The following is a 21483-nucleotide window of genomic DNA, read 5'->3' as shown; positions in this document are numbered from 1 at the left end:
ATGTTCGTCATCCTGGTCTACGACACCGCAGCCGAACGCAACCCGAAAGTATTGAAAACCTGCCGCAAGTACCTCCACTGGACCCAGCGCAGCGTCTTCCACGGCGAACTCACCGCCGCCCAGTACCGCGCCCTCACCCACACCCTCAATAGCGTGATCGACCCCAGCTACGACAGCATCGTCACCTACACCGCCCGCTCCCCGGACATGATCGACAGGGCAACACTCGGCGCCACCCTCGGCGGGCCGGGCGAGATCCTGTGACCAGTGCCGCTGCAGTACCGGCCGGTCGCCGCGCTTCCGCTGCCTGCGGCGACGCTCGTAGGTGCGCTGACCTTGGGCTTTACCCTCGGGTCGTGATCAGCCCTGGAGGGCTTGCAACCGACGTGCCGGTGAAAGTCGGGGTCGCCGGCCCGGCGTCGTGATCAGCCCTGGAGGGCTTGCAACACGACTCGGCCGTCGACGTCCCGGACCGCTTCGCCAGTCGTGATCAGCCCTGGAGGGCTTGCAACTTGCCGCGGATCGACTCGTCCTTGACCTCGGCGTGTCGTGATCAGCCCTGGAGGGCTTGCAACACCGCCTGAACGCCTTCCTCGCGCCCTACACCGCCGTCGTGATCAGCCCTGGAGGGCTTGCAACTCTTGGGGGCGCCGGCCTTTGGCGAGGCCAGCAACCCGTCGTGATCAGCCCTGGAGGGCTTGCAACGCGACCAGCCGGTGCTTCCCGAACGGCTCCATACGCGTCGTGATCAGCCCTGGAGGGCTTGCAACCCGCACCGATCGGCGGCCAGCAGTGGACCCCGGCCGTCGTGATCAGCCCTGGAGGGCTTGCAACGGGAGGCGCAGCGGTCCGCCCTTGAGTACGGAGGTCGTCGTGATCAGCCCTGGAGGGCTTGCAACATGCCGAGGGTCTTCAGCCCGACGGCCGCCTGCCGGGTCGTGAGCGGCCCTGGAGCCGTAACGGGCCCAGGGCCGCTCACCGCCGGTCAGATGCGGATGGCCGTGAGGACGTGGTAGTCGAGGAGGCCGTCGCGCCAGGCGGGGAGGAAGTGGCGGGTCCAGTGGGCGGCGGGGACGGCGTCGGTGAGGTAGCGGTCGAGGCCGGGCCAGACGTCGGCGCCGATGGATTCGGTGGTGATGTCGGTGAAGCCGGTGCGGGTGAGGGAGGTGGTGAAGTCGTCGAGGGGGTGGGCGATGTCGAGGCCGTCGGCGAAGCTGGCGAGGAGGATCTTGAGGCGTTCGGCGACGTCGGGGCCGGGGGCGGTGAAGAAGGTGGCGACGACGAGCCGGCCGCCGGGGCGCAGGACGCGGGCGGACTCGCGGGCGAAGCCGGTCAGTTCGCGGAAGTGCTGGGCGGCCTCGACGGAGAAGACGCCGTCCAGATAGCCGTCGGAGAAGGGGAGTTCGTCCGCCGAGCCGAGGGTGTACGCCAGCCGATCGGGGTACGTTGCCAGGGCTCTCGCGTTGACGGCGCGGGCCCGTTCGATCTGGTCGGGGTGGATGTCCACGCCCGTCACGCCCGCGAACCGGAACTCCCGCAGGGCGAGGGCGGCACCCAGACCCCGGCCGCAGCCCACCTCCGCCAGCCGCAGCCGCTCCCGCGGCTCAGGGAACTCCCGCAGCACTCGCCGGTACATCTGCTCCTGGCTGCGCACCCGGTCCTCGGAGGTCGGGTCGGCGAGGTCGATCCCTTGCCAGTAGCCGAAGTTGATGAAGCCTCCGGCGAACGACGGGGCGGTGCTGAGGTCGTCGACGCCGTACGTCCGGCGTACGGTCGGGGGGATGCGGTTGTGGTCCATGGGCCGCTGGGTCTCCTGCTCGGTGGGCGCCCGGCCGTCGGGCGCGCCGAGGTACGTACCCAAACCTGTGGTGGTCCGAACACGGTACGTGATGGCGGAGCGTCCAGGGAGCGGTGGGGGAGCGTGGTGGGGGGGGGGGGGGGGCCGGGTGCCCCCCCCCCCCCCCCGGCGGGGGCGCGGGGGGGGGGGGGACCGGGGGGGGGGGGGGGTGTGTGGGGGTCCGCGGCGGGGGGTGGGACCCCCACCACGCGAACGGGGAGAGGCTACCGGGTGAGGTCGGCCGGTGTGTCGAGGCGGGTCAGTTTCCGCGGGTTGCGCACGATGTAGACCCGGGTGACCCGGCCGTTCTCCACCGCGAGGCTCACCACCGAGGGTTCGCCGTCGATGTCGATGCGGCCGGCCGGGGCGCCGTTGAGCCACACCGCGGTGGTGTCGAACGGGACCGGCAGCCGCCCGATGCGCGCGAGCAGCGCGGCCACGGCCTCGGCCCCGTGCACGGGGGCCGGTACGGCGGCCGCGATCCCGCCGCCGTCGGCGATCAGGACGACGTCCGGCGCCAGCACCTCCATCAGGTCCTGCAGCCGGCCGGTGCGCAGGGTCGCCAGGAACCGTTCCACCACCCGTTGTTGCTCGGAGCGGCTGACCCGCACCCGGGGCCGGCGGGCCGCGACGTGCGCGCGGGCGCGCCGGGCGATCTGCCGGACGGTGGGCGGGGTCTTGCCGAGGGCCTCGGCGATCTCCTCGTAGGGCAGCTCGAAGACCTCGCGCAGCACGAACACGGCCCGCTCGGTCGGCCCGAGCGTCTCCAGTACGGTCAGCATCGCGAAGGAGACGCTCTCCGCGAGTTCGACGTCCTCGGCGACGTCGGGGCTGGTGAGCAGCGGCTCCGGCAGCCACTCGCCGACGTACTGCTCGCGCCGGCGGGTGAGCGTCCGCAGCCGGTTGAGGCCCTGGCGGGTGACGATCCGGATGAGGTACGAGCGCGGGTCGTGCACCTGGGCGCGGTCGACCCCGGCCCACCGCAGCCAGGACTCCTGCAGCACGTCCTCGGCGTCGGCGGCGGAGCCGAGCAGCTCGTAGGCGACGGTGAAGAGCAGGCTGCGGTGGGCGACGAAGGGGTCCTCGGTCATGCCGGCTTCACTCCGGCCGGCACGGAGGTGTCGGTGACGGTGGGCCGGGCCAGCGGGATCCCGCAGGAGTCGGAGAAGCCCTGCGACCGGACGCCGTTCGCGGTGTTGTTCCTGGTGGCCATGTTGACGAAGGCGACGTAGGCGGTGAGTTCGACCATGGCCGCCGGGCCGAGCTCGCCCAGCAGGTGTTCGTACTGCTCGTCGGTGACGGCCGGCGGGGTCACCGTCATGGCCTCGGCGTACGCCATCACCTCGCGCTCCAGCGCCGTGAACACCTCCGCCGCCCGCCAGTTCGGCACCTGGCTCGCCTTGGCCGGGTCCAGGCCCTGGTTCCGGGCCTGGAAGTAGCCGACGTCCAGGCACCAGCCGCAGCCGACCTGGGCGGCCACCGCCATGTGCGCGAAGGACTTGAGGCCCTCGTCGAGCGCGTCCCACTCGGCGATCCCGCGGGAGAAGTCCAGGTTCGCGGTGGCGACGGCGGGGTTGTGCCAGATGGCCTCGACGGGGTCGAGGGCGGTCCCGAACGTCCTGATCATGTTCTCGCTCAGCTCGGCGGGCAGCTGGGCCTTCGGCAGTCGCAGTGCCATGGTGTCCTCCGGGTTCGGTGGTTCGGCGGGTTGCCGGACATGAAGACACCGGAGGGTGCCCGGATGTGACAGCGGATGGCGAAGCCGGGAAGCCAGTGAGCCAGGTGGGTGGCCGGGAGAAAAGGCGTTTCGGACCGGCCGGGCGGTTCGCTACAGTCCGCCGGGAGTCCGACCACCGCGAGGAGACAGACCACCGTGACCGTCCCCGACGACCGCCCCGCCCCGCCGCTGACCGGCGGCGAGCGCGAGATGCTGCGCGGCTTCCTCGACTTCCACCGGGCGACCCTGGCCCTGAAGTGCGAGGGCCTGACCGACGAGCAGCTGCGGCTGCGCTCCAGCCCGCCGTCCACGCTCAGCCTGCTCGGGCTGGTCCGGCACATGGCGGAGGTCGAGCGGGTCTGGTTCCGCCGGGTGATCAACGGTGAGGAGCTGCCGCTGGTCTGGTCCGAGGACGGCGACTACCAGGCCGCCTACGACCCCGCCGGCGCCACCCGCGCCGAGGCCTTCGCCGCGTGGCAGGCCGAGGTCGAGCACTCCCGCCGGATCGAGCTCGCCGCCGACTCCCTCGACGTCACCGGCTACCAGGCCCGGTGGGACGCCGAGGTGTCGCTGCGGCTGGTGATGCTCCACCTGATCCACGAGTACGCCCGGCACAACGGGCACGCGGACTTCCTGCGGGAGGCGATCGACGGCACGGTGGGCGCCTGAGCGCCGAGGGGAGCTACCGGGCTACCAGCCGAGCAGGTGGGTGCGCCGGGTGAGGGCGGTGAGGACGGAGCCGGTGGCGGCCTCGGGGGTGAGCGCCGCGGTGTCGAGGGTGTGGGCGGTGTGGACGGTGTCCTCGGGCGCCGGGCCGGGGTGGAGGACGACGTAGTGGAGGGCGGCGCCGGTGGCGCGGCTCTCGCGGCGGAAGGTGTCGAGGGCGGCCGGGGCGGCGGGGGCCTCCACCACGACCTGGTAGCCGCGGGTGGCGTAGGCGAAGGCGGCCTGGGCGGCGGCCGCGAGGGCGGTGGCGTTCTGGCGCCCGGCCTCGGGCAGGTGGGGCGGGAGCTGGCCGCTGCGTATGACACGCAGGAAGTCGTCCGTCCGCAGGTGGACGCTCGGGTTCAGTTCCCGGGCGAGCAGCTCCGCGACCGGGCTGTTCCCGGCCCCGGCCGGGTCGACGAGGACGAGGACGCCCCCGGCGCCCCCGCCGCCCCCGAGCTCCGGCCCACCTACGGTCGTACGGTTCACAGCTGCTGATCCCTTCGCGGGCCGGGGACGGTCGGGTAGCCGGGGCGGGGCGGTCGGAGTGCGAAGGGGCTGGTCGGCCCATATCCGGACATCCGACCGCCTCGTCCCTACGACTGATGCGTTTCGGGGATCAACCTAGTCCAAACGGGTGGTCCGAGTCGTCCCCAGCCCGCTTCCTGGGCGGGTCGGAGTGGTCGGTCGGCGGGGTCCGCCGGGGTGGTCAGCCCGCTTCGGTGCGCAGCACGATCGGGTTGGTGAGCGCCGCCATCGGGCCCCAGGGCAGGTCCGGGCCCATCGAGTTGCCCCTGCCGGGGGTGCCGTCCGCCTTCGGGTGGCGCACCTCGGCCCGGACGTAGGCGGCGAGCGAGGCGGTGGTGCGCCAGATCACGGTGCCGGAGCCGTCGGCGGGCAGCGACTCCTGGTGCATCTGGCCCTCGTCGGTGAGCAGGCGGACCGTCCCGCCGGGCACGCCGGAGACGGTGAGCCGGACGTCGAGCGGGGCGTCGGCCGGGACGGTCAGCTCCTCGCCGATGCCCGCCCGGCGGCCGTGCCCGGTGACGGTGAGGTCCAGCGTGACGGCGGAGGACTCGGCCAGCCAGCTGCGCCCGGCGCGCAGCCCGTCGAGGATCGCGTCCCGGGTGAGGTCCTCGGCCAGGACGACGTTGTGCGGGGAGCCGATGGCCTGCGGCTCGCTGTGCGCGTCGCTGTTGCCCAGGGCGGGCAGCCAGGAGCGGCCCTCGCGCAGGGCGACGGCGAGCCGGCCGTCCCAGGTGTCCACCGCCGACTCGTCGTCGTACGTCCAGGGGCCGTTCCACACCTCGACGCCGTCGGCCTGCTCGTAGCCGAACTTCCACTGGCAGGCGACGTACGGGCAGTACGGGTGCGCGGGCACCACCAGGCCGCCGGACCGGTGGACCTGGCGGACGAAGCGCGGGAACTCCTCGTCGCGGGAGCGGTAGCGCCAGTCGACGAACTGGCCGGGCTCCAGGCCGAGGGCCAGCCAGTGGCCGTTGCGGGTGGTGATCTCCTCGCCCGGCAGGATCAGCAGGTCGGGGCCGGCCAGCGGGCCCCAGGCGGCGTGCGAGGAGCTGGTGTTGTGGTCGGTGGAGACGATGAAGTCCAGGCCGGCCGCGCGGGCCCCGGCGGCCACCTCCTCGGGCTTGCGCCGCCCGTCGGAGTGGACGGTGTGCAGGTGGCAGTCGCCCCGGTACCAGGCGCGGCCGCGGCCGCGGGCCCGCTCCGCCGGGTAGTGCGGGGTGAACCGCGGCCCGGGGGCGCCGAAGCGGAGGGTGACCTCGACGTGGTACTCCAGGCCCTGTGGGGCGACCTGGTAGGGGCCGAGGACCACGTGCCAGGTGCCGGGGTTGACCGGGCCGGGGAGGTAGCCGGGGGTCGCGGCGGCGCGGGAGAGGCTGAACTCGGTGCGGAAGCCGCCGGACCAGCCGCGGAAGCCGGGGCCGCCGAGGTCGGTGCCGCGCTCGTCGAAGATGCCGATGTCGCAGGAGTTGCCGGGGGTGCCGGCCGGGACGGGCGGCTTGTCATAGCCGTAGGAGACGGCGATCTCGCGGACGCCCTCCGGGACCTCGACCGGGAGGTAGACGAAGTCGGGGGAGCCGGTGGGCAGGTGGCCGGTGAGGGTGAGGGTGCGGTCGGGGGGTGTGGCGCCGGGGGCGGCGGCGGGGCCGTCGGAGGGGGCGGCGTCCGCCCGGCCGGTGGCGGCGGCGAGGCCGAGCGCGGTGGCGGCGCCGGTGGCGAGGCCGGTGCGGAGCAGGTCGCGGCGGGCGGGCTGCGGAGTCGGTTGGTCGGCCGGTTGGTCGGCCGGTTGGTCGGCCGGTTGGTCGGCGGGTCGGTTCGGGCGCGGGGTGCTGGGCTCGGTCGGCATCGAGGTCTCCGGATCGGGGCGGGCGGGTCGCTCGCGGGCTTACCCGGGCGGGTGAACCGGGGGTGAGTCGTGGCCCACGGCGGTGGGGCGGGTCGGTGAAGAGGCGCCGGGCGGGGGCGGGGGCGAGTTGCGGGGAGTGACGAATGGTCGGTTCATAGTCATGTCATCGGTTTACATGCCATCGGGTTGTATGAGGCATGGCTTGTGCGAGACATGGCGCGGATGGGAGACGGGCGTGTCGGTGAGTCGGCGGGCACTGCTCATGGGGGTGGCCGGAGGAGCGCTGGCGGGGTGCCGGAGCAGGGCGGCGGGCACCGGTCCGGCCTCGCCGTCGGCGTCACCGTCCACCGAACCGTCCGCCGAACCGTCCGCCGAACCGCTCGCGACGCCGTCCGGCGGGCCCACCGAGGCCGTCGCGCCGACACCCGCGCCGACACCCGCGCCGGAATCGACGCCCGCGCCGGACCCCGCGAAGCAGCCCCCGCACCCGGCGACCCGGGCCGAGGTGGTCGAGCGGTACGGCGCGCTGGCCCCGGCCGAGTGGGGGCTGGACGTGCCCGGGGTGATCACCGAGCTGCCGGAGGGCGAGAGCGCCATGGCGCTCACCTTCGACGCCTGCGGCGGCCCCGGCGGCAGCGGCTACGACGCCGACCTGATCGACGCCCTGCGGGCGCACGGGGTGCCGGCCACGCTCTTCCTGAACGCCCGCTGGATCGACGCCAACCCGGACGAGTTCGAGCAGCTCGCCGCCGACCCGCTGTTCGAGATCGGCAACCACGGCACCGTCCACCGTCCGCTCTCGGTGACCGGCCGCTCCGCCTACGGCATCGCCGGCACGCGCGGCGTCGGCGAGGTGTACGACGAGGTGGCGGGCAACGCCGAGAAGCTCACCGGGCTGCTCGGGCACCCGCCACGGTTCTTCCGCTCCGGCACCGCGCACTACGACGACGTCGCCACCCGGGTGGTCGCCGACCTGGGCCAGCGGGTGGCCGGATTCACCGTCAACGGGGACGACGGGGCGACGCTCCGGTCCGCCGAGGTGCGGCGGGAGGTCGCCTCCGCCCCGCCCGGCGCGATCGTGATCGGGCACATGAACCGCCCGGGCGGCGGCACCGCCCCCGGGGTGGCGGCGGCGGTGCCGGGGCTGCTGGCGGCGGGGCGGCGCTTCGTCCGGCTCTCGGACGTGCTGTAGCGGAACGTCCGGAGCCGGGGCCCCGGGGCGGTCAGGCCAGGCGCAGGCCGCCCGGGTGCTCCTCCTCGATGATCCGGACCAGCCAGTCGAAGACCGTCGGCCCCCTGCCCGCCCGGGCGGCGTCCAGCTGGGCGGTGATCCGCGCGCGGTTGGTCGGGTGGGCGCGCGCCAGCCGCAGCTCCAGCTGCCGGACCGTCTCCGGGTAGCCGAGGTTGCGGCGGGAGACCTCGTGGTGGCGCCACTCGATGACCCAGTCGCCGTCCTCGGGGGTGCCGTAGCCGCCGCGCAGGCAGTCGGCGAAGGCGTCGAGGTTGCGGCCGAAGTAGCCGTCCACGCCGATGGTCCGCCCGACCACGTCCCAGAAGTCCTCCAGGGTCTTGATCTCGTCGCCGTCGATCACATAGGTCACCGTCACGGGGTCGAGGATATGCCGCCCCGGTCGAGGGCCGGTCGGTGACGGCCCGGGGCCTGGTCGCCGGTCAGGGGGCGACGGCGATCGCGGTGGCGAGCAGCCCGTCCCGGACCGCCCAGCGGCCGTCGAAGCCGTCGAGCCGGCGGCCGTTGACCACCGGGCCCGGGACGAGCAGCCGGGCGGTGAAGGTGCCGTCGGGGGAGAGGTCCAGCTCGGCCTCCTCGAAGTCCAGGAAGACCTGCGTCAGCGGGAACCAGGCCTTGTACACCGACTCCTTGGCGCTGAACAGGATGCGGTCCCACGGGACGTCCGGGTGCTCGGCGGCCAGCTTGGCGAGCCGCTGCCGCTCGACCGGCAGCGCGACGGCCTCCTGGACGCCCTCCGGCAGCGGCAGCGCGGGCTCGGCGTCGATGCCGACGGAGGCGAGGGCGCCGGCCCGGGCCACGGCCGCCGCGCGGAAGCCGTCGCAGTGGGTGAGGCTGCCGACCACGCCGTCCGGCCAGCTCGGCGCGCCGCGCAGGCCCGGGACGAGCGGGCGGTACGGGACGCCGAGCCGGGCGAGGGCGGCCCGGGCGCAGTGCCGGACGGTGGTGAACTCGCGGCGCCGCTTGTCGACGGCGCGGGCGACGGCGGGCTCCTCCTCGGGCTCCAGCCGGGCCTCCGGCGGGTCCTCGTAGGCCACCTCGGTCACCACGACGTCCGGCAGCAGGTCCCCGATCATCCGTTCCCCCCTCGGTCGGCCGCGCGGCCGGGCTGCCGCGCGGGACGAGGGTAACCCGGGTGGGGGGATCTTGGCGGGTGATCGGGGATCATGGCCGACCGGCCCGGCCCGACTGGCGCGGACCGGCCGGTCCGAGTCCGGTCTGGGCCCGGTCCGGCCCGGCTTGGGCCCGGCTACTCGAAGGCGGCCGCCGCCTCGCGCAGCGCCCGGGCCACCGTCTCCGGGTCGTACGGCGCGGGCTCGCCGGGCCGGTAGGTGACGGAGTGCAGGGCGCCGGTGTAGCGGAAGGAGCGGTGCCGCTCGTACAGCGGCCAGGAGACCGGGGACTTGCGGTCGATGCCGACGCTGATGCCCTGGAACGGGGCCATGCCGATCAGCTGGTGGACCGGGCCGAGCAGGGCGGGTTCCGCCCCGGCCGCGGCGCCGTCCCCGGTGTCGCCCACCGGCAGGCCGTCCACCGGCAGGCCGTCCACGAGCAGCCGGAACTCCCATCTGAGGTCGGCGACGGCGGTGACCTCCAGGGTGATCAGCCGGGCGCCGGCCGGCAGCGGTCCTCCGTCGGCCTCCAGCAGGTCGCCGTACTGGTTGTAGGCGAGGCGCAGCCGGCCCTCCTCGACGTAGAGGCTGTAGCCGCCGCCCTGGTCGCCGTGCGAGACCAGGACGCCCTGGTCGCCCGGCCGGTAGCCGTCGAGCGCGGCCTCGACGGTGAAGGAGCGGAAGGCGATCAGCCGGGAGGAGCGGTAGCGCTCCAGTTCGGGGGTGCCGGCCAGCAGGGTGACCGGGCGGCGCAGCCGCTCGGCCTCGGGGCCGCGCAGCGCGAGGGCGCCGCTGCCGTCGGCGAGCGGGAAGACCCCGTCGCGCCAGGCGGCGGCCTCCCAGGCGGCGGACAACTCCTTGACCAGGTCGGGATGTTCGGCGGCGAGGTCGTGGATCTCGGTGGGGTCGGTGCGCAGGTCGTACAGCGCCCACTCGCCGTCGTCGTACGGGGTGCCCGGGCGGTGCAGGGTGACCAGCTTCCAGCCGTCGCGGTAGTAGCTGCGGTTGCCGGTCATCTCGCAGTACTGCTCGTGGTGGGTACCGGGCGCGGCGCCGTCGCGCAGCACGGAGGCGAAGCCGGTGCCGTCGAGCTCCTGGACGGGGTGGCCCCGGCGCTCCGACGGCCGTTCCACGCCCGCGAGTTCGAGCAGGGTGGGCAGGATGTCGGTGACGTACTGGTACTGGGTGCGGACGCCGGTGTCGCCCTCGGCGCGGGGCAGGCCGGCCGGCCAGGAGAGCACGAAGGGGACGCGGACGCCGCCCGCGTAGGTCTGGCCCTTGTAGAGGCGGAAGGGCGTGTTGGAGGCCATGCCCCAGCCGCGCGGGTAGTGCACCAGGCTCCGCGGGCCGCCGATCAGGTCGATCTCGCGCCGGACGTCCGGGTTCCAGTCCGCCGGCAGGTTCGGGTGGTGGACGAAGCGGCTGAAGTAGCTGCGGGTGCCCTCGGCGCCGCCCTCGCCGGTGCCGCCGTTGTCGCTGGTGAACACGATGATGGTGTTGTCGAGTTCGCCGAGGGCGGCCAGGGTGTCGGTGAGCCGGCCGAGGTTCTGGTCGACATTGTCGACCATCGCCGCGTACACCTCCATGTAGCGGGCGTACAACTTCTGCTGGACGTCGGTGAGTTCGTCCCACGGGCCGACCTCGTACCCGGCCTCGGAGTTGCGCTCGGGCAGCTCGGTGCCGGGCGGGAAGTGGCCGGCGGCCAGCTGGCGGGCGAAGCGGGTGCGGCGCAGCTCGTCCCAGCCGCCGTCGTAGCGGCCGCGGTGGCGGGCGAGGTCCTCGGGCTTGGCCTGGAGCGGGCCGTGCACGGCGTTGTGGGCGAGGTAGAGGAAGAACGGCTTGTCGGCGTCGTGGGCGCGCAGCGAGGTGACCATCTTGACGGCCTGGTCGGTGATGTCGTCGGTGTAGTAGTAGCCGTCGGGGAACTCGTCGATGTCCAGCGGGCTGTTGTCGCGGACGAGTTGGTGCGGGTGGAAGAGGCTGGTCAGGCCCTCCAGGACGCCGTAGTACTGGTCGAAGCCCTTCTGGAGCGGCCAGTTGGCGCGGTTGTCGGCGGCGTTGGAGGCGGAGTCCCGGGTGACGTGCCACTTGCCGACCGCGTAGGTGGCGTAGCCGGCGTCGTGCAGCAGTTCGGCCAGGGTGGGGATGTCCCCGGCGACCTCCATGCCGTAGCCGGGGAAGCCCGGGTCGGCGTTGGCGACGAAGGAGTAGCCGACCCGGTGCGGGTTGAGGCCGGTGAGCAGGGCCGCCCGGGCGGGGGAGCAGAGCGGCATGGTGTGGTAGTTGGCGAGCCGGACGCCGGTGGTGGCGAGGCGGTCCAGGGTGGGGGTGGGGATCTCGGCGCCGAACGGGCCGATGTCGCTGTAGCCCATGTCGTCGATCAGCACGACGACGATGTTGGGCGCGCCCTCGCGCGGGCGGACCCGCCGCGGCCAGGCGGGGACGGACTCGGCGAAGGTGCGGCCGACGGTGCCGGGGAAGCCCGCGTACGGGTCGCGGCGGTGCGGGTCGGGCTGCGGCGTCGGCCGGAGGTGCGGGTCGGACGGGGTGCTCATACGGTGCTCCGGGGTGGCTCGGGCGGGTGGCGGCTCAGTGGGCGCCGGCTCAGCGGCTGGCGGTCGGAGCGGGCTCCAGGCCCGGCACGGCGGCCAACAGCTCGGCGGTGTAGGGGTGTTCGGGCGCGGTGACGACCCGGTCGGCCGGGCCGGTCTCGACGATCCGGCCGCGGTGCATCACCGCGATCCGGTGGCTGACCCGGCGGACCACCGCCAGGTCGTGGGCGATGAACAGGACGGCCAGGCCGAGTTCGCGCTGGAGCCGGGCGAGCAGCTCGATCACCTGGGCCTGGACCGAGACGTCCAGCGCGGAGACCGGCTCGTCGCAGACCAGCACGCTCGGTTCGGGCGCCAGGGCCCGGGCGATGCCGATGCGTTGGCGCTGGCCGCCGGAGAAGGCGCGCGGGTGGCGGTCGGCCACGGCCGGGTCCAGCCCGACCTGCTCCAGCAGTTCGGCGACCCGGGCGGCGCGCTGCTCCCGGTCGCCGAGGCGGTGGGCGATCAGCGGTTCGGCGATGATCTGCCCGGCGGTCATCCGGGGGTTGAGCGAGGAGTACGGGTCCTGGAAGACGAGTTGGACCTCGCGGTGCGGCCCGCCGCGCCGTGCCCCGCGGCCGAGTTCCTCGCCGCGGAAGCGGATGCTGCCGCCGGACGGCGGGTGCGCCTGGACCAGCGCCCGGGCCAGGGTGGACTTGCCGGAGCCGGACTCCCCGACCAGGCCCAGCGTCTCGCCGGGGTGCAGGTCGAGGTCGACGCCGTGCAGCGCGGTGACGGCGCGCCGCCGGGAGCCGTACGTCTTGGTCAGGCCGCGGACGGTGAGCAGCGGCCGGGTGCCCGGGGTGCTGTTGGCGGCCGCCCGGGAGGGCTCCTCCAGGCGCGGAACGGCGGCCAACAGCTCGCGGGTGTACGGGTGTTCGGGCCGGGCGAGGGCCTCGGCGGTGGTGCCGCGCTCGACCACCCGGCCGTGCCGCATGACCAGCAGCCGGCGGCAGGTCCGGGCGATCACCCCGAGGTCGTGGCTGATCACCACCAGGGCGGTGCCGGTCTCCCGGTTGATCCGGGTCAGCAGCCGCAGGATCTGCTGCTGGACGGTGGGGTCGAGGGCGGTGGTCGGCTCGTCGGCGACCAGCACCTCGGCGTCGTGGGCGAGCGCGAGGGCGATCATGATGCGCTGGCGCTGGCCGCCGGAGAACCGGTGCGGGTGGTCGCGCAGCCGGCCGGCGGCGTCGGGGATGCCGACCAGGTCGAGCAACTCGGCGGCCCGGGCCTGCCGTTCGGCCTTCCGCCGGGTGCCGCCGTGGGCGCGCAGCGCCTCGTCCAGCTGGCGGCCGACGGTGAGCACGGGGTTGAGCGAGGACATCGGGTCCTGGAAGACCATGGCGATCCGCCGCCCGCGCAGGGCGCGCAGCGCGGTCTCGGGGAGGGCGGCGAGGTCCTGCCCGGCGAGGTGGACCGAGCCGGCGGTGATCCGGCCGCCGGGCGGCAGCATCCGCAGCAGGGCCAGCGCGGTGGTGGACTTGCCGGAGCCGGACTCGCCGACGATGCCCAGGGTGTCGCCCGCTCCGAGGTCGAAGGAGACGCCATCGACGGCCGTGGTGCCTTGGGGGTCGGAATCGCCGAACCGTACGGTGAGGTCGGTGACGCGGAGCACGGTGGTCATCGGCGGATCCCCCGGTTCAGGGCCTCGGCGATCAGCGTGAAGCCGAGCACCAGCGCGGTGGTGGCGGCCAGCGGGGCGGCCGCGAAGGTCGGGTGGGTGGCCAGGTAGGCGACGGACTGGCTGAGGATGCTGCCCAGGGTGGGCTCCGGCGGGCGGACCCCGAGGCCGAGGAAGCTCATCGCGCCCTCGATGAACACGCCGAGCGAGAGCGCCACGGCGGTCTGGACGATCAGCGGGTCGACGGCGTTGGGCAGTACGTGCCGCAGCAGCACCCGGGCCCGGGAGGCGCCGCCGACCCGGGCCGCCAGGGCGTACTCGCGCTCCCGCTGGACGAGGATGCCGGCCCGCAACTGCCGTCCGTAGCCGGGGATCTCGGCCAGCGCGATGACGATCACCACCGGCCAGCGGCCCGGGCCGAGGACGGCGGTGACGGCCAGCGCCAGGATCAGTCCCGGGAAGGCGAGCAGCAGGTCGAAGGCGCGCTGGACGGCGAGGTCGGACCACCGGGAGGTGGCCGCGAGCAGGGCGGCGGAGCAGCCGAGCAGGGCGCCGACCGGGACGGCGGTGACGATCAGCGCGAGGTCGGTGCCGATGCCGTGCAGCACCCGGCTGTACAGGTCGCGGCCGAGGTCGTCGGTGCCGAAGGGGTGCGCGGTGCCGGGGCCGGCCAGGGCGAGCGCGCTCTGGGCGTTCGGGTCGGTGCCGGTGAGCAGCGGTGCGAGCAGTCCGGCCAGGGCGACGGCGCCGACCAGGACGAGGCCGGTCAGGCCGCGCGGGCTGAGCAGGGCGGCGCGGTAACGGCCGCGCGGTGCGGCGGACTTGAGGGGAAGGGCGGCGGTGGTCATCGGGTCACTCCCAGCGGATCCGGGGGTCGAGCCAGGTGTAGGCCAGGTCGGTGAGCAGTTGGACGGCCACGTAGACCGCGACCACGAGCAGCAGCAGGTCCTGCACCAGCGGGTAGTCCCGGCGCAGCACGCCCTGCTCGATCAGCTGGCCGAGGCCCGGCCAGGCGAAGATCCGCTCCACCAGGACGGCCCCGGCGACGAGGTGGCCGGTCTGGAGGCCGAGGACGGTGACGGCGGAGGGCAGCGCGTTGGGCAGGGCGTGCCGCCAGACGATCCGCCGCCGGGAGACGCCGAGCGCGGTCGCGGTGCGGACGTAGTCCTCGGCGAGGGCGCGTTCGATGCCGTCCTTGAGGTAGCGGGCCAGCACGGCGGCGCTGGGCAGGGCCAGGCAGAGGGCGGGCATCGCCAGGTACTGCACGGCCAGGTCCGGTTCGGCGAGCAGGGACTCGTGCCCGCCGGCCGGGAGCAGTTCGAAGGAGACGGCGAACAGCAGGACCAGCAGGACGCCGGTGACGAACGGCGGGACCGCCAGCACACCGGTGGTGACCGCCTGGACGGCGGCGGCGACCGGGCCGCGCCTGGTGGTGGCACCGACCACGCCCAGCGGCAGCGCGATCAGGACCACCAGCAGCAGGGCGCCGAGGGTGAGTTGGACGGTGGCGCCGAGGCCGTTGCCGATCAGGTCGGAGACCTGGCCGCCGATCGCGTAGCTCGGCCCGAGGTCGCCGCTCAGCAGGTGGCCGAGCCAGCTGACGTACTGGCCGAACAGCGGTTGGTCGAGCCCGAGTCGACCGCGGATGGCGGCGACGGTGGCGGGGGAGGCGTCCGGCCCGGCGAGCGTGGTGGCCGGGTCGCCGGGGATCAGCCGGAGGATGAGGAAGACCAGGAAGGAGGCGAGGGCGAGGACGAGCAGTCCGCTGGGGAGACGTTTCAGGAGGAAGGTGCGCATGGGGTTCCGGGCCGTCCTGCTCAGGCCGTGAGGTAGGCGTCGTCGAGGTTGAGGTAGCCGAACTTGTTGAGCGTGACGCCCCGGGCCCGGCGGCCCGCGACCTCGACCAGTCCGGCGATGGCGAGGTCGATCACGAACTCCTCGTCCAGCAGCACGTCGGTGATCTGCTGGTGGAGGGCCCTGGCCTCGGGGCTGTCGCTGTCGCTGCGGTTCCAGGCGCGCTGCACCACGTCGGTGTAGGCGGGGGAGGCGAAGCGGGAGCTGTTCCTGGCCTCGTTGAACGGGTAGGCGCTCACCGCGAGGGTGGCGGGCTGGAGTTGGGCGAAGCCGTGGCTGAGCGTCCACAGGGCCGGCATGGACTGGGAGATCAGCTGCTTCTGCATGGTCGGCGAGTCGGCGGGCTGGAGCACCGTCTCGATGCCGACCTGCCGGAGGTCGTACTGGAGGATCTGCGCGATGGCCGTCGGCCCGGCCTCGTTGGAGTGGGCGAAGGGCAGGGTGATGTGCTCGGCGCCCGCCTCCCGGAGCAGCGCCCGGGCCCGTTCCGGGTCGTGCCGGTAGTGGGTGGCGCCGGCCTCGGTGTAGGCCGGGGAGGACTTGGGCCAGGGCACCGAGGAGACGGTGCCGTAGCCGCCGAGGGCCTGCTGGACGAGCCGGTCGCGGTCGACGGCCCAGGCGATGGCCTGGCGGACGCGCTTGTCGCGGACGTGCTCGGCGGTGACGTCCACGCCGATGTAGTGGGCGCCGGAGCCGGTGTCGTACTGCCTGATCCGGAACCGCGGGTCGTCGACCAGGGTCGCGGCGTCCTTGCCGCGGACGTTGTAGGAGAGGTGGGTCTGGCCGGTCCTGAGCGAGGACAGCAGCGACTCCGCCTGCGGGATGATCCGGATCTCCACGCCGTCGAGGTGGGGGCGGCCGGGGTTCCAGTACTGCTCGTTGCGGGCGAAGGAGAGCGAGGAGCCGGGCTTGCGCCCGGTGAGGGCGAACGGGCCGGTGCCGACCAGCCGGGTGCCGGTGACGGCGTCCTCGATGCTCTCCCGGTCCGGGACGATCATGAATTCGAAGAGGTCGAAGAGGTTGCTCACCGGGTGGGCGAGCACCAGGGTCAGCTCGAAGTCGCCGTTCCTGCGGAAGTCGGTGACGGCGGCGGCGGTGGACCTCAACTGGGCGGAGCGGGCCGGGTTCTGGAGGTTCCGGACGGCGAAGACGACGTCGTCGGCGGTGAACCGGCGGCCGCTGTGGAACAGCACGTCCTCGCGCAGCCTGAGGGTCACGTTCAGGCCGTCCGGCGAGACCTCCCAGGCGGTGGCGAGCTCGGGCTGCGGCCGGAGCCGGTCGTCGTACCGGGTGAGGGTGTTGAAGGCGAGGCGCTGGACGAGGGTGTTGGCGCTCACGGCGAAGAGCAGGCTCGGGGTGATGTCGATGCCGGTCGCGACGGTCAGCACGCCGCCCTGGCGCGGGGAGTCGGCGTCCACGGCACCGGCCGCGTTCCGGGCGTGCTCGACGGCCGAGCGGCAGCCCGCGAGCGTCAGCAGTCCGGCGCCGGCGAGGCCCGCGCGCAGCAGGGTGCGGCGGCTCGGGGCGGGGGGACGGGGGAGCGCGGTCATGGCGGTCCTTCGGGGGCGGCTGCGGGTGATCGGGGCGGTTTCGCGGGGTCGGGGGCGGTTTTCGCGGGATCGGGGGCGGTTACGGGCGGTGGGCGGCGCGGGGTGCGGTGAGCGCGTGGACCGGCCGGGCGTACAGCTCGCCGAGCACCGGCGCTCCGGCGGCCACGGCGAGCACGTCCCGGCCGCGCGGCTGGGCGATCAGCAGGCCGGCGTCCCGGTGCAGGTGCGAGCGGAGCGCGAACTCGGCCCGGACGACGTCGAGATGGGCCGGGTCGAGGAGGGCGAAGGTCTCGGTCAGCACCACCAGGTCGGGGTTGACCACGTCGGCGAGCAGGGCGAGCGCGCGGCCGACGATCCTGGCCCGGTTACGGACCAGCCGGCCGGCCGTCGGGTCGCCGCGCCGGACGGCGGCGATCAGCTGGGCCCGGTCCGGTCCGGCGGTGGCGCCCTCGGCGGCGGCCGCCGCGAACAGCGCGGTGTCCGAGGCGGCCACCGAGAGACAGCCGAGCCGCCCGCAGTGGCAGCGCTCCCGGCTGTCCGCGTCCGGGTCGGTGACCGTCCCGGAGACCGGGAGGTGGCCGAGGTCGCCGGTGGCCGAGGGCGGGCCCAGGTGGACGGTGCCCGCGACCGCCAGCGCCGCGTCCACCACGTGGCCGACGAACAGCTGGACCATGCTGCGGCGGGCCGCCGGGTGGCCGAAGAGGATCTCCGCCAGGGTGAGCGCCCGGGCGTGGTTGTCCACCTGGACGGGCAGTCCGGTGGCGGCCGTCAGCAGCTCGCGCAGCGGCAGGTCCCGCCACCGCAGCGGATCGTGCCGGACGACCACCCCGGCCGCCGGGTCGACGGAGCCGCCGGTGACGGCGCCGAGGCCGACCACCGTACGGTCGCCGCGCAGGGTGTCGATCAGCCGGGGCAGTCGGGCCAGCAGCGGGCGCAGCAGGTCCGGGCCGGTCCGGCCGCGGTGCGGGACCTCCTTGCGCCGCAGCACCCGGCCGCGCAGGTCGAGCAGCGCGACGGTGGTGAACGGCAGGCCGATGTGCAGCCCGGCCACGGCGAGGCGGTCCGGGTCGAGGTCGAGCGGCAGCTGGGGGCGGCCCAGGGTGCCGGTGCCGGCGGCCGCCAACTCGGGCCGCTCGTGCAGGAGTCCGAGCCGGACCAGGTCCACCGCCTGCCGGGAGACGGCCGAGGCGCTGAGCCCGGTGAGCGCGGCGACCCGGCTGCGGGCGATCGGCCCGTGGTCGAGCACCGTGCGCAGGACGGCGGAGGCGTTGGCGTCCCGGCGGTCGTCGCCGGCCCGCGGGGCGGTGGACGTGGTCATCGGCGCGGATCGTCTGCCGTGGTCGCTCGCGGCCCCGGTCAGTTGGCCGCTTCGAGCTCCTCGGCGGGCACCAGGCCCGGCACCCGCGGCGGGTCGGCGGGCTCCAGCAGCCGGCTCGGGGTGCCGTCCACGCCGACCGGCAGGTCGCCGTCCAGGGTGATCCGGCGCACCAGGCGCGGCTCGTCGCCGTAGTCGGCGACCGCGTAGTGCTGGGTGGCGCGGTTGTCCCAGATCGCCACGTCGCCGACCTGCCAGTCCCAGCGGACGGTGTTCTCCAGCCGCTCCACGTAGCGCTGGAAGAGGTCGATCAGGGCCTTGCTGTCGTCGCCCGAGACGCCCTGGACGCGCTGGGCGAAGGCGCCCAGCAGCAGGGTCTTCTCACCGGTCACCGGGTGGACCCGGACCACCGGGTGCTCGGTCCTGAAGGCGGTGGAGACGAACACGTCCCGGAACAGCCTGGCGACCTCGGCGTTGTCCGCCAGCTCGGGGCGCAGGGCGAGCCGGGCCGCGTAGTCGTAGTCGTTGGTGTGGACGGCGCGCAGACTCTCGGCGAGCGTCTTCAGCGGGGCGGGCAGGTCCCGGTAGGCGGCCGCGGTGTTGGCCCAGACGGTGCTGCCGCCGGCCGGCGGGACCTCCAGGGAGCGCAGGATCGAGGCCTTGGGGTAGGACGGGACGAAGGTGACGTCGGTGTGCCAGTTGTTGGCGCGCACGCCCTTGGTGGCGTCCAGCTCGAAGATGTAGCGGCCGTCCGCGCTGGGCACGGTGGGGTGGCCGACCGGCTGCCCGAGCAGCCGGGCGAAGGCCTCCTGCCCGGCGTCGTCCAGGTGCTGCTGGCCGCGGAAGAAGAGCACCTTGTGCTCGTACAGGGCGGCCTCCAGGGCGGCGACGGTCCCGGCGGGGAGGTCGCCGCCGAGGCGTATGCCGTGCACGAGCGCGCCGATCCGGCCGGCGACGGGGGTGAGGCGGAGCGCGGTCGGGGCGGTGGCGTCGGCGGTGGTCGATTCGGCGGGCGAGGCGGGGGAGGCGGGCGCGGTGGTCATGGCGGGGCCCTTTCGGGACGGGTGCGGTGACGGCGGATACGGCTACGCAGCGTGACGGATGGCGGGTGCGCGGAGCGGCGTCAGGCGGCGGTGGGCGTACGGCTCCGCACGGCGGGCAGCGGGCGTACGGGGGCGTGACGGTCCGCTTCGGCGGACGTCAGCGGGCGAGGGCGCCGCGACAACAGCGGCGCGGGCAGCGGCGGGGGACGGGGCGGACGACGGTGGCCATCGGCCCTCCTTCCTGGTCGCTGCGGATGGGCTCGGGCCTCATCGTGCTGAACCGCCCGGGCCCCTGTCAATCGTCATCTTGGCTGGTGGGAAAGGGCGTTGCCGCTTCGTTGCGGCGGCTTGCGGCCGCTTGCCGGGTGTTGCGGCGGATGACGGGGGGATGGCGGGCGCACTGCGGGCGGGCGTTCGGGCTTGTGGCCCGGGGGCGGGGTTACTAATTTTCGGAGCGGAAGTAATCCGGGCCGGCGCGGGTGGTTCCCGCCTCGGGGCCGACGCCTGCCCGGATGCCGGTGCGGCTGTGACGTTCGGTGACGGCGGTGCGGTCGCTACTGCCCGAGCAGCCGGGCGAAGTCCAGCCCGAGACTGGCGAGGACGGGCAGGGCGCCGAGGTCGGTCACGCCGGCGACCGGGATGCTGTAGCCCTGGTTCACCTCGCGCGGCGCGGCGCCGGCGGTGACGGGGGCGGTGGTCGGGAGCAGGACGCTGCCGAGGAGCAGGGCGACGAGCGAGGTGCGCATCTGAGGAGGCCTCCGGGGGCTCGGGTGACGGCCTGTCAACACCCTCCGTGGCAGCGCGGTCACGCATCTTCGCCCCTTCGGCCGCATTGGTAAAGATTCTTGCCTTGTGTTCATGCCAACATCGCGGAGGTCTGGACCACCTTGCGGTCAGGCGCATACGTTTCCTCCACAAAGGCGTTCGGTCGGTGAACTTCCGTACGAATGTGCCGACTTCTGCCTGTCATGCTCATGACCTTCACGGCAACCGAAGGGAACGAACCATGCGCGCCATCGGCAAGAACCTCAGGATCCTCGCGGGCGCTCCGCTCGCCGCGGCCGCCCTGATCGCCCTCACGGCCGGCTCCGCCAGCGCGGCGATACCGATCAACCAGCCCATGACCGGCAAGGCCACCTACTACACCGACGCCGGCTACGGCGCCTGCGGCACCCAGATCAACGCCTCCACCCAGATGCTGGTCGCCGTCTCGCACACCTGGTGGACCACCGCCAACCCGAACAACGACCCGGTCTGCAAGGGCATTTCGGTCAAGGTGACCTACCAGGGCAAGACCGTCACCGTCCCGGTGAAGGACCAGTGTCCCTCCTGCGACTCCACCCACATCGACCTCAGCCAGCCCGCCTTCGCCAAGCTGGCCCCGCTGGACAAGGGCGTCATCACCGGCCTGAGCTGGCAGTTCGTCAAGACCGGCCTCAAGGGCGAGACCGTCGAGCTCTCCGCCCCGGTCACCGGCTCCACCATCGGCTGAGCCGGCCCCGACGCCGGCCCCGACGCCGGCCCCGACGGCCGTGCCCGCCCCCGCGGCATGACGGGGGCGGGCACGGTCTCTCCGCGTCCGGTCGTCCTCCCGCGTCCGGTCAGGCGCCCGCGGACCCCGCGAGCCGCGGGGCCATCGCCAGCAGCAGCTGGACGGCCGGGGGAGCCGTCCGCGGATCGTGGGCCAGCCCCAGCGTGACGGTCGGCACCGGGGCCGTCAGCCGGCGCAGGCAGACGCCGGGTATCCGGAACACCCGGGCCCGGCCCTCGGGGATGGGCGCGATGCCGTACCCCGCCGCCACCGCCAGCAGGAGCTGCTCGTCGTCCGGCTCCTCCCGCACGATCCGCGGCGACCGGCCCGGCCACAGCTGCCCGGTGATCAGCGCGTGCATCCCGGGCCCGTTCTGGCGCGGCCAGAGCACCACCGGCTCGTCCGCGATCCGGTGCCGGCCGATCCGGGCCCGGGTGCGGGCGAGCGGATGGCCGGCCGGCACGGCGAGCAGCAGCTCCTCCTCGGCGACGATCCGGCAGTCGAGCCCGGGGACGTCCAGCGGCGGCCGGACGAACGCCGCGTCCAGCCGCCCGGCGAGCAGCTCGGCGACGTTGTGCGAGGTCCAACCGGTCTGCAGGGCGACGTCCAGCCGCGGGTAGCGGTTGCGGAACTCCGTCACCAGGGCGTCGCAGACCCCGCCCCGGGCGGAGCGGGTGTACGCCACCCGCAGCCGTCCCTCCCGCCCCTGGACCACCGCCGCGACCCGTTCCTCGGCCGCCGCCACCTCCCGCAGCACCCGCCGGGCCTCCTCGGCGACCGCGCGCCCGACCGGGGTCAGCGCGCAGCCCTTGCTGGTGCGCTCGACCAGCTCCACGCCCAGCTGCCGCTCCAGCGCCTTGACCTGCTGGCTCAGTGCCGGCTGCGCCACGTGCAGCCGGCGGGCGGCCCGGGTGAAGTTCAACTCCTCGGCCAGCACCGAGAAGTAGCGCATGCGCCGCAGATCCATCCGCAGATCCATCCGGCGAT

Annotated in this window: 20 protein-coding genes and 1 CRISPR repeat array; of the genes, 4 read left to right on the top strand and 16 right to left on the bottom strand. The window is 74.3% G+C overall.

Annotated features, from left to right (window positions below; all coding sequences use genetic code 11):
- Window positions 1–264 carry a CRISPR-associated endonuclease Cas2 gene (cas2, locus tag ACLWS4_RS19480; protein WP_049652019.1) on the top strand — a complete coding sequence of 88 codons (264 nt, stop codon included), beginning with the start codon at window positions 1–3 and terminating at the stop codon, window positions 262–264.
- An 89-nt stretch (window positions 265–353) separates the two neighbouring features.
- A CRISPR array of direct repeats spans window positions 354–899; the repeat unit is 29 nt; unit sequence GTCGTGATCAGCCCTGGAGGGCTTGCAAC.
- Between the two features lie 86 nt (window positions 900–985).
- On the opposite strand, the gene ACLWS4_RS19475 is transcribed toward cas2, so the two are convergent.
- The 3 genes from ACLWS4_RS19475 to ACLWS4_RS19465 form a co-directional block, all read right to left on the bottom strand.
- Window positions 986–1861: a class I SAM-dependent methyltransferase gene (locus tag ACLWS4_RS19475; protein ID WP_234348398.1), complete on the bottom strand. Its 876-nt coding sequence runs from the start codon at window positions 1859–1861 to the stop codon at window positions 986–988.
- Window positions 1862–2061: 200 nt separating this feature from the next.
- Window positions 2062–2928, bottom strand: a complete 867-nt coding sequence (locus ACLWS4_RS19470; RefSeq protein WP_416874760.1) for an RNA polymerase sigma-70 factor — start codon at window positions 2926–2928, stop codon at window positions 2062–2064.
- On the bottom strand, window positions 2925–3515 hold the full coding sequence (locus ACLWS4_RS19465; RefSeq protein WP_416874759.1) for a carboxymuconolactone decarboxylase family protein: 591 nt from the start codon (window positions 3513–3515) through the stop codon (window positions 2925–2927). Before ACLWS4_RS19465 ends, ACLWS4_RS19470 begins: the two co-directional genes overlap by 4 nt.
- Window positions 3516–3764: 249 nt before the next feature.
- On the opposite strand from ACLWS4_RS19465, the gene ACLWS4_RS19460 reads away from it, so the two are divergent.
- Window positions 3765–4223, top strand: coding sequence for a DinB family protein (locus ACLWS4_RS19460; RefSeq protein WP_416874795.1), 459 nt, complete (start codon window positions 3765–3767; stop codon window positions 4221–4223).
- A 21-nt stretch (window positions 4224–4244) separates the two neighbouring features.
- Here ACLWS4_RS19460 and ACLWS4_RS19455 read toward each other — a convergent pair whose 3' ends face one another.
- Entirely contained in the window at window positions 4245–4748 is a 504-nt protein-coding gene (locus ACLWS4_RS19455; protein WP_049652015.1) for a hypothetical protein, read from the bottom strand.
- A 220-nt stretch (window positions 4749–4968) separates the two neighbouring features.
- Window positions 4969–6630 carry a CehA/McbA family metallohydrolase gene (locus ACLWS4_RS19450; protein WP_416874758.1) on the bottom strand — a complete coding sequence of 554 codons (1662 nt, stop codon included), beginning with the start codon at window positions 6628–6630 and terminating at the stop codon, window positions 4969–4971.
- Window positions 6631–6865: 235 nt separating this feature from the next.
- On the opposite strand from ACLWS4_RS19450, the gene ACLWS4_RS19445 reads away from it, so the two are divergent.
- Window positions 6866–7822, top strand: a complete 957-nt coding sequence (locus tag ACLWS4_RS19445; RefSeq protein ID WP_416874757.1) for a polysaccharide deacetylase family protein — start codon at window positions 6866–6868, stop codon at window positions 7820–7822.
- 31 nt (window positions 7823–7853) lie between these two features.
- Here the strand turns inward: ACLWS4_RS19445 and ACLWS4_RS19440 are convergent, their stop codons facing one another.
- From ACLWS4_RS19440 to ACLWS4_RS19395, 10 genes are all read right to left on the bottom strand, one after another.
- Window positions 7854–8237 (bottom strand): barstar family protein, encoded by a 384-nt coding sequence (locus tag ACLWS4_RS19440; protein ID WP_380777709.1) that lies wholly within the window; start codon window positions 8235–8237, stop codon window positions 7854–7856.
- Between the two features lie 64 nt (window positions 8238–8301).
- Window positions 8302–8955: a 4'-phosphopantetheinyl transferase family protein gene (locus tag ACLWS4_RS19435; RefSeq protein WP_387829274.1), complete on the bottom strand. Its 654-nt coding sequence runs from the start codon at window positions 8953–8955 to the stop codon at window positions 8302–8304.
- A gap of 173 nt (window positions 8956–9128) precedes the next feature.
- The gene (locus tag ACLWS4_RS19430; RefSeq protein WP_416874756.1) at window positions 9129–11546 is read right to left on the bottom strand and encodes an arylsulfatase; all 2418 of its coding nucleotides are present in this window, start codon (window positions 11544–11546) and stop codon (window positions 9129–9131) included.
- Window positions 11547–11595: 49 nt separating this feature from the next.
- Complete coding sequence (locus ACLWS4_RS19425; protein ID WP_416874755.1) at window positions 11596–13206, bottom strand: ABC transporter ATP-binding protein; 1611 nt, start codon at window positions 13204–13206, stop codon at window positions 11596–11598.
- Window positions 13203–14051 carry an ABC transporter permease gene (locus ACLWS4_RS19420; RefSeq protein ID WP_416874754.1) on the bottom strand — a complete coding sequence of 283 codons (849 nt, stop codon included), beginning with the start codon at window positions 14049–14051 and terminating at the stop codon, window positions 13203–13205. The genes ACLWS4_RS19425 and ACLWS4_RS19420 overlap by 4 nt, the downstream gene beginning before the upstream one ends.
- A gap of 4 nt (window positions 14052–14055) precedes the next feature.
- Window positions 14056–15000, bottom strand: a complete 945-nt coding sequence (locus ACLWS4_RS19415; protein WP_049655646.1) for an ABC transporter permease — start codon at window positions 14998–15000, stop codon at window positions 14056–14058.
- A 20-nt stretch (window positions 15001–15020) separates the two neighbouring features.
- Window positions 15021–16607 (bottom strand): ABC transporter substrate-binding protein, encoded by a 1587-nt coding sequence (locus tag ACLWS4_RS19410; protein WP_416874753.1) that lies wholly within the window; start codon window positions 16605–16607, stop codon window positions 15021–15023.
- A 79-nt stretch (window positions 16608–16686) separates the two neighbouring features.
- On the bottom strand, window positions 16687–17925 hold the full coding sequence (locus ACLWS4_RS19405) for an ROK family protein (RefSeq protein WP_416874752.1): 1239 nt from the start codon (window positions 17923–17925) through the stop codon (window positions 16687–16689).
- A gap of 38 nt (window positions 17926–17963) precedes the next feature.
- Window positions 17964–18965 (bottom strand): TauD/TfdA dioxygenase family protein, encoded by a 1002-nt coding sequence (locus ACLWS4_RS19400; RefSeq protein ID WP_416874751.1) that lies wholly within the window; start codon window positions 18963–18965, stop codon window positions 17964–17966.
- A gap of 554 nt (window positions 18966–19519) precedes the next feature.
- Window positions 19520–19711 carry a hypothetical protein gene (locus ACLWS4_RS19395; RefSeq protein ID WP_049656983.1) on the bottom strand — a complete coding sequence of 64 codons (192 nt, stop codon included), beginning with the start codon at window positions 19709–19711 and terminating at the stop codon, window positions 19520–19522.
- Between the two features lie 260 nt (window positions 19712–19971).
- Between ACLWS4_RS19395 and ACLWS4_RS19390 the strand changes: the two genes are divergently transcribed.
- A complete protein-coding gene (locus ACLWS4_RS19390; protein WP_049656984.1) occupies window positions 19972–20457 on the top strand; it encodes a cysteine/serine endopeptidase inhibitor in 486 nt (161 codons plus the stop codon).
- Between the two features lie 109 nt (window positions 20458–20566).
- Here ACLWS4_RS19390 and ACLWS4_RS19385 read toward each other — a convergent pair whose 3' ends face one another.
- Window positions 20567–21475: a LysR family transcriptional regulator gene (locus tag ACLWS4_RS19385; RefSeq protein ID WP_380777717.1), complete on the bottom strand. Its 909-nt coding sequence runs from the start codon at window positions 21473–21475 to the stop codon at window positions 20567–20569.
- Window positions 21476–21483 lie beyond the last annotated feature (8 nt).

Source organism: Kitasatospora sp. SC0581 (assembly GCF_048159585.1).
Taxonomy (GTDB): Bacteria; Actinomycetota; Actinomycetes; order Streptomycetales; family Streptomycetaceae; genus Kitasatospora.
Note: the sequence above shows the minus strand (reverse complement) of the source record. Positions and strands in the feature narration are given on the sequence as shown.

Excerpts from the sequence above, each read along its gene's own strand:
- cas2 (WP_049652019.1), top strand. The coding sequence starts at position 1 with ATGTTCGTCATCCTGGTCTACGACACCGCAGCCGAACGCAACCCGAAA.
- ACLWS4_RS19470 (WP_416874760.1), bottom strand. The coding sequence starts at position 2,928 with ATGACCGAGGACCCCTTCGTCGCCCACCGCAGCCTGCTCTTCACCGTC.
- ACLWS4_RS19465 (WP_416874759.1), bottom strand. The coding sequence starts at position 3,515 with ATGGCACTGCGACTGCCGAAGGCCCAGCTGCCCGCCGAGCTGAGCGAG.
- ACLWS4_RS19460 (WP_416874795.1), top strand. The coding sequence starts at position 3,765 with ATGCTGCGCGGCTTCCTCGACTTCCACCGGGCGACCCTGGCCCTGAAG.
- ACLWS4_RS19450 (WP_416874758.1), bottom strand. The coding sequence starts at position 6,630 with ATGCCGACCGAGCCCAGCACCCCGCGCCCGAACCGACCCGCCGACCAA.
- ACLWS4_RS19435 (WP_387829274.1), bottom strand. The coding sequence starts at position 8,955 with ATGATCGGGGACCTGCTGCCGGACGTCGTGGTGACCGAGGTGGCCTAC.
- ACLWS4_RS19430 (WP_416874756.1), bottom strand. The coding sequence starts at position 11,546 with ATGAGCACCCCGTCCGACCCGCACCTCCGGCCGACGCCGCAGCCCGAC.
- ACLWS4_RS19425 (WP_416874755.1), bottom strand. The coding sequence starts at position 13,206 with ATGACCACCGTGCTCCGCGTCACCGACCTCACCGTACGGTTCGGCGAT.
- ACLWS4_RS19420 (WP_416874754.1), bottom strand. The coding sequence starts at position 14,051 with ATGACCACCGCCGCCCTTCCCCTCAAGTCCGCCGCACCGCGCGGCCGT.
- ACLWS4_RS19415 (WP_049655646.1), bottom strand. The coding sequence starts at position 15,000 with ATGCGCACCTTCCTCCTGAAACGTCTCCCCAGCGGACTGCTCGTCCTC.
- ACLWS4_RS19410 (WP_416874753.1), bottom strand. The coding sequence starts at position 16,607 with ATGACCGCGCTCCCCCGTCCCCCCGCCCCGAGCCGCCGCACCCTGCTG.
- ACLWS4_RS19405 (WP_416874752.1), bottom strand. The coding sequence starts at position 17,925 with ATGACCACGTCCACCGCCCCGCGGGCCGGCGACGACCGCCGGGACGCC.
- ACLWS4_RS19400 (WP_416874751.1), bottom strand. The coding sequence starts at position 18,965 with ATGACCACCGCGCCCGCCTCCCCCGCCTCGCCCGCCGAATCGACCACC.
- ACLWS4_RS19395 (WP_049656983.1), bottom strand. The coding sequence starts at position 19,711 with ATGCGCACCTCGCTCGTCGCCCTGCTCCTCGGCAGCGTCCTGCTCCCG.
- ACLWS4_RS19390 (WP_049656984.1), top strand. The coding sequence starts at position 19,972 with ATGCGCGCCATCGGCAAGAACCTCAGGATCCTCGCGGGCGCTCCGCTC.
- ACLWS4_RS19385 (WP_380777717.1), bottom strand. The coding sequence starts at position 21,475 with ATGGATCTGCGGATGGATCTGCGGCGCATGCGCTACTTCTCGGTGCTG.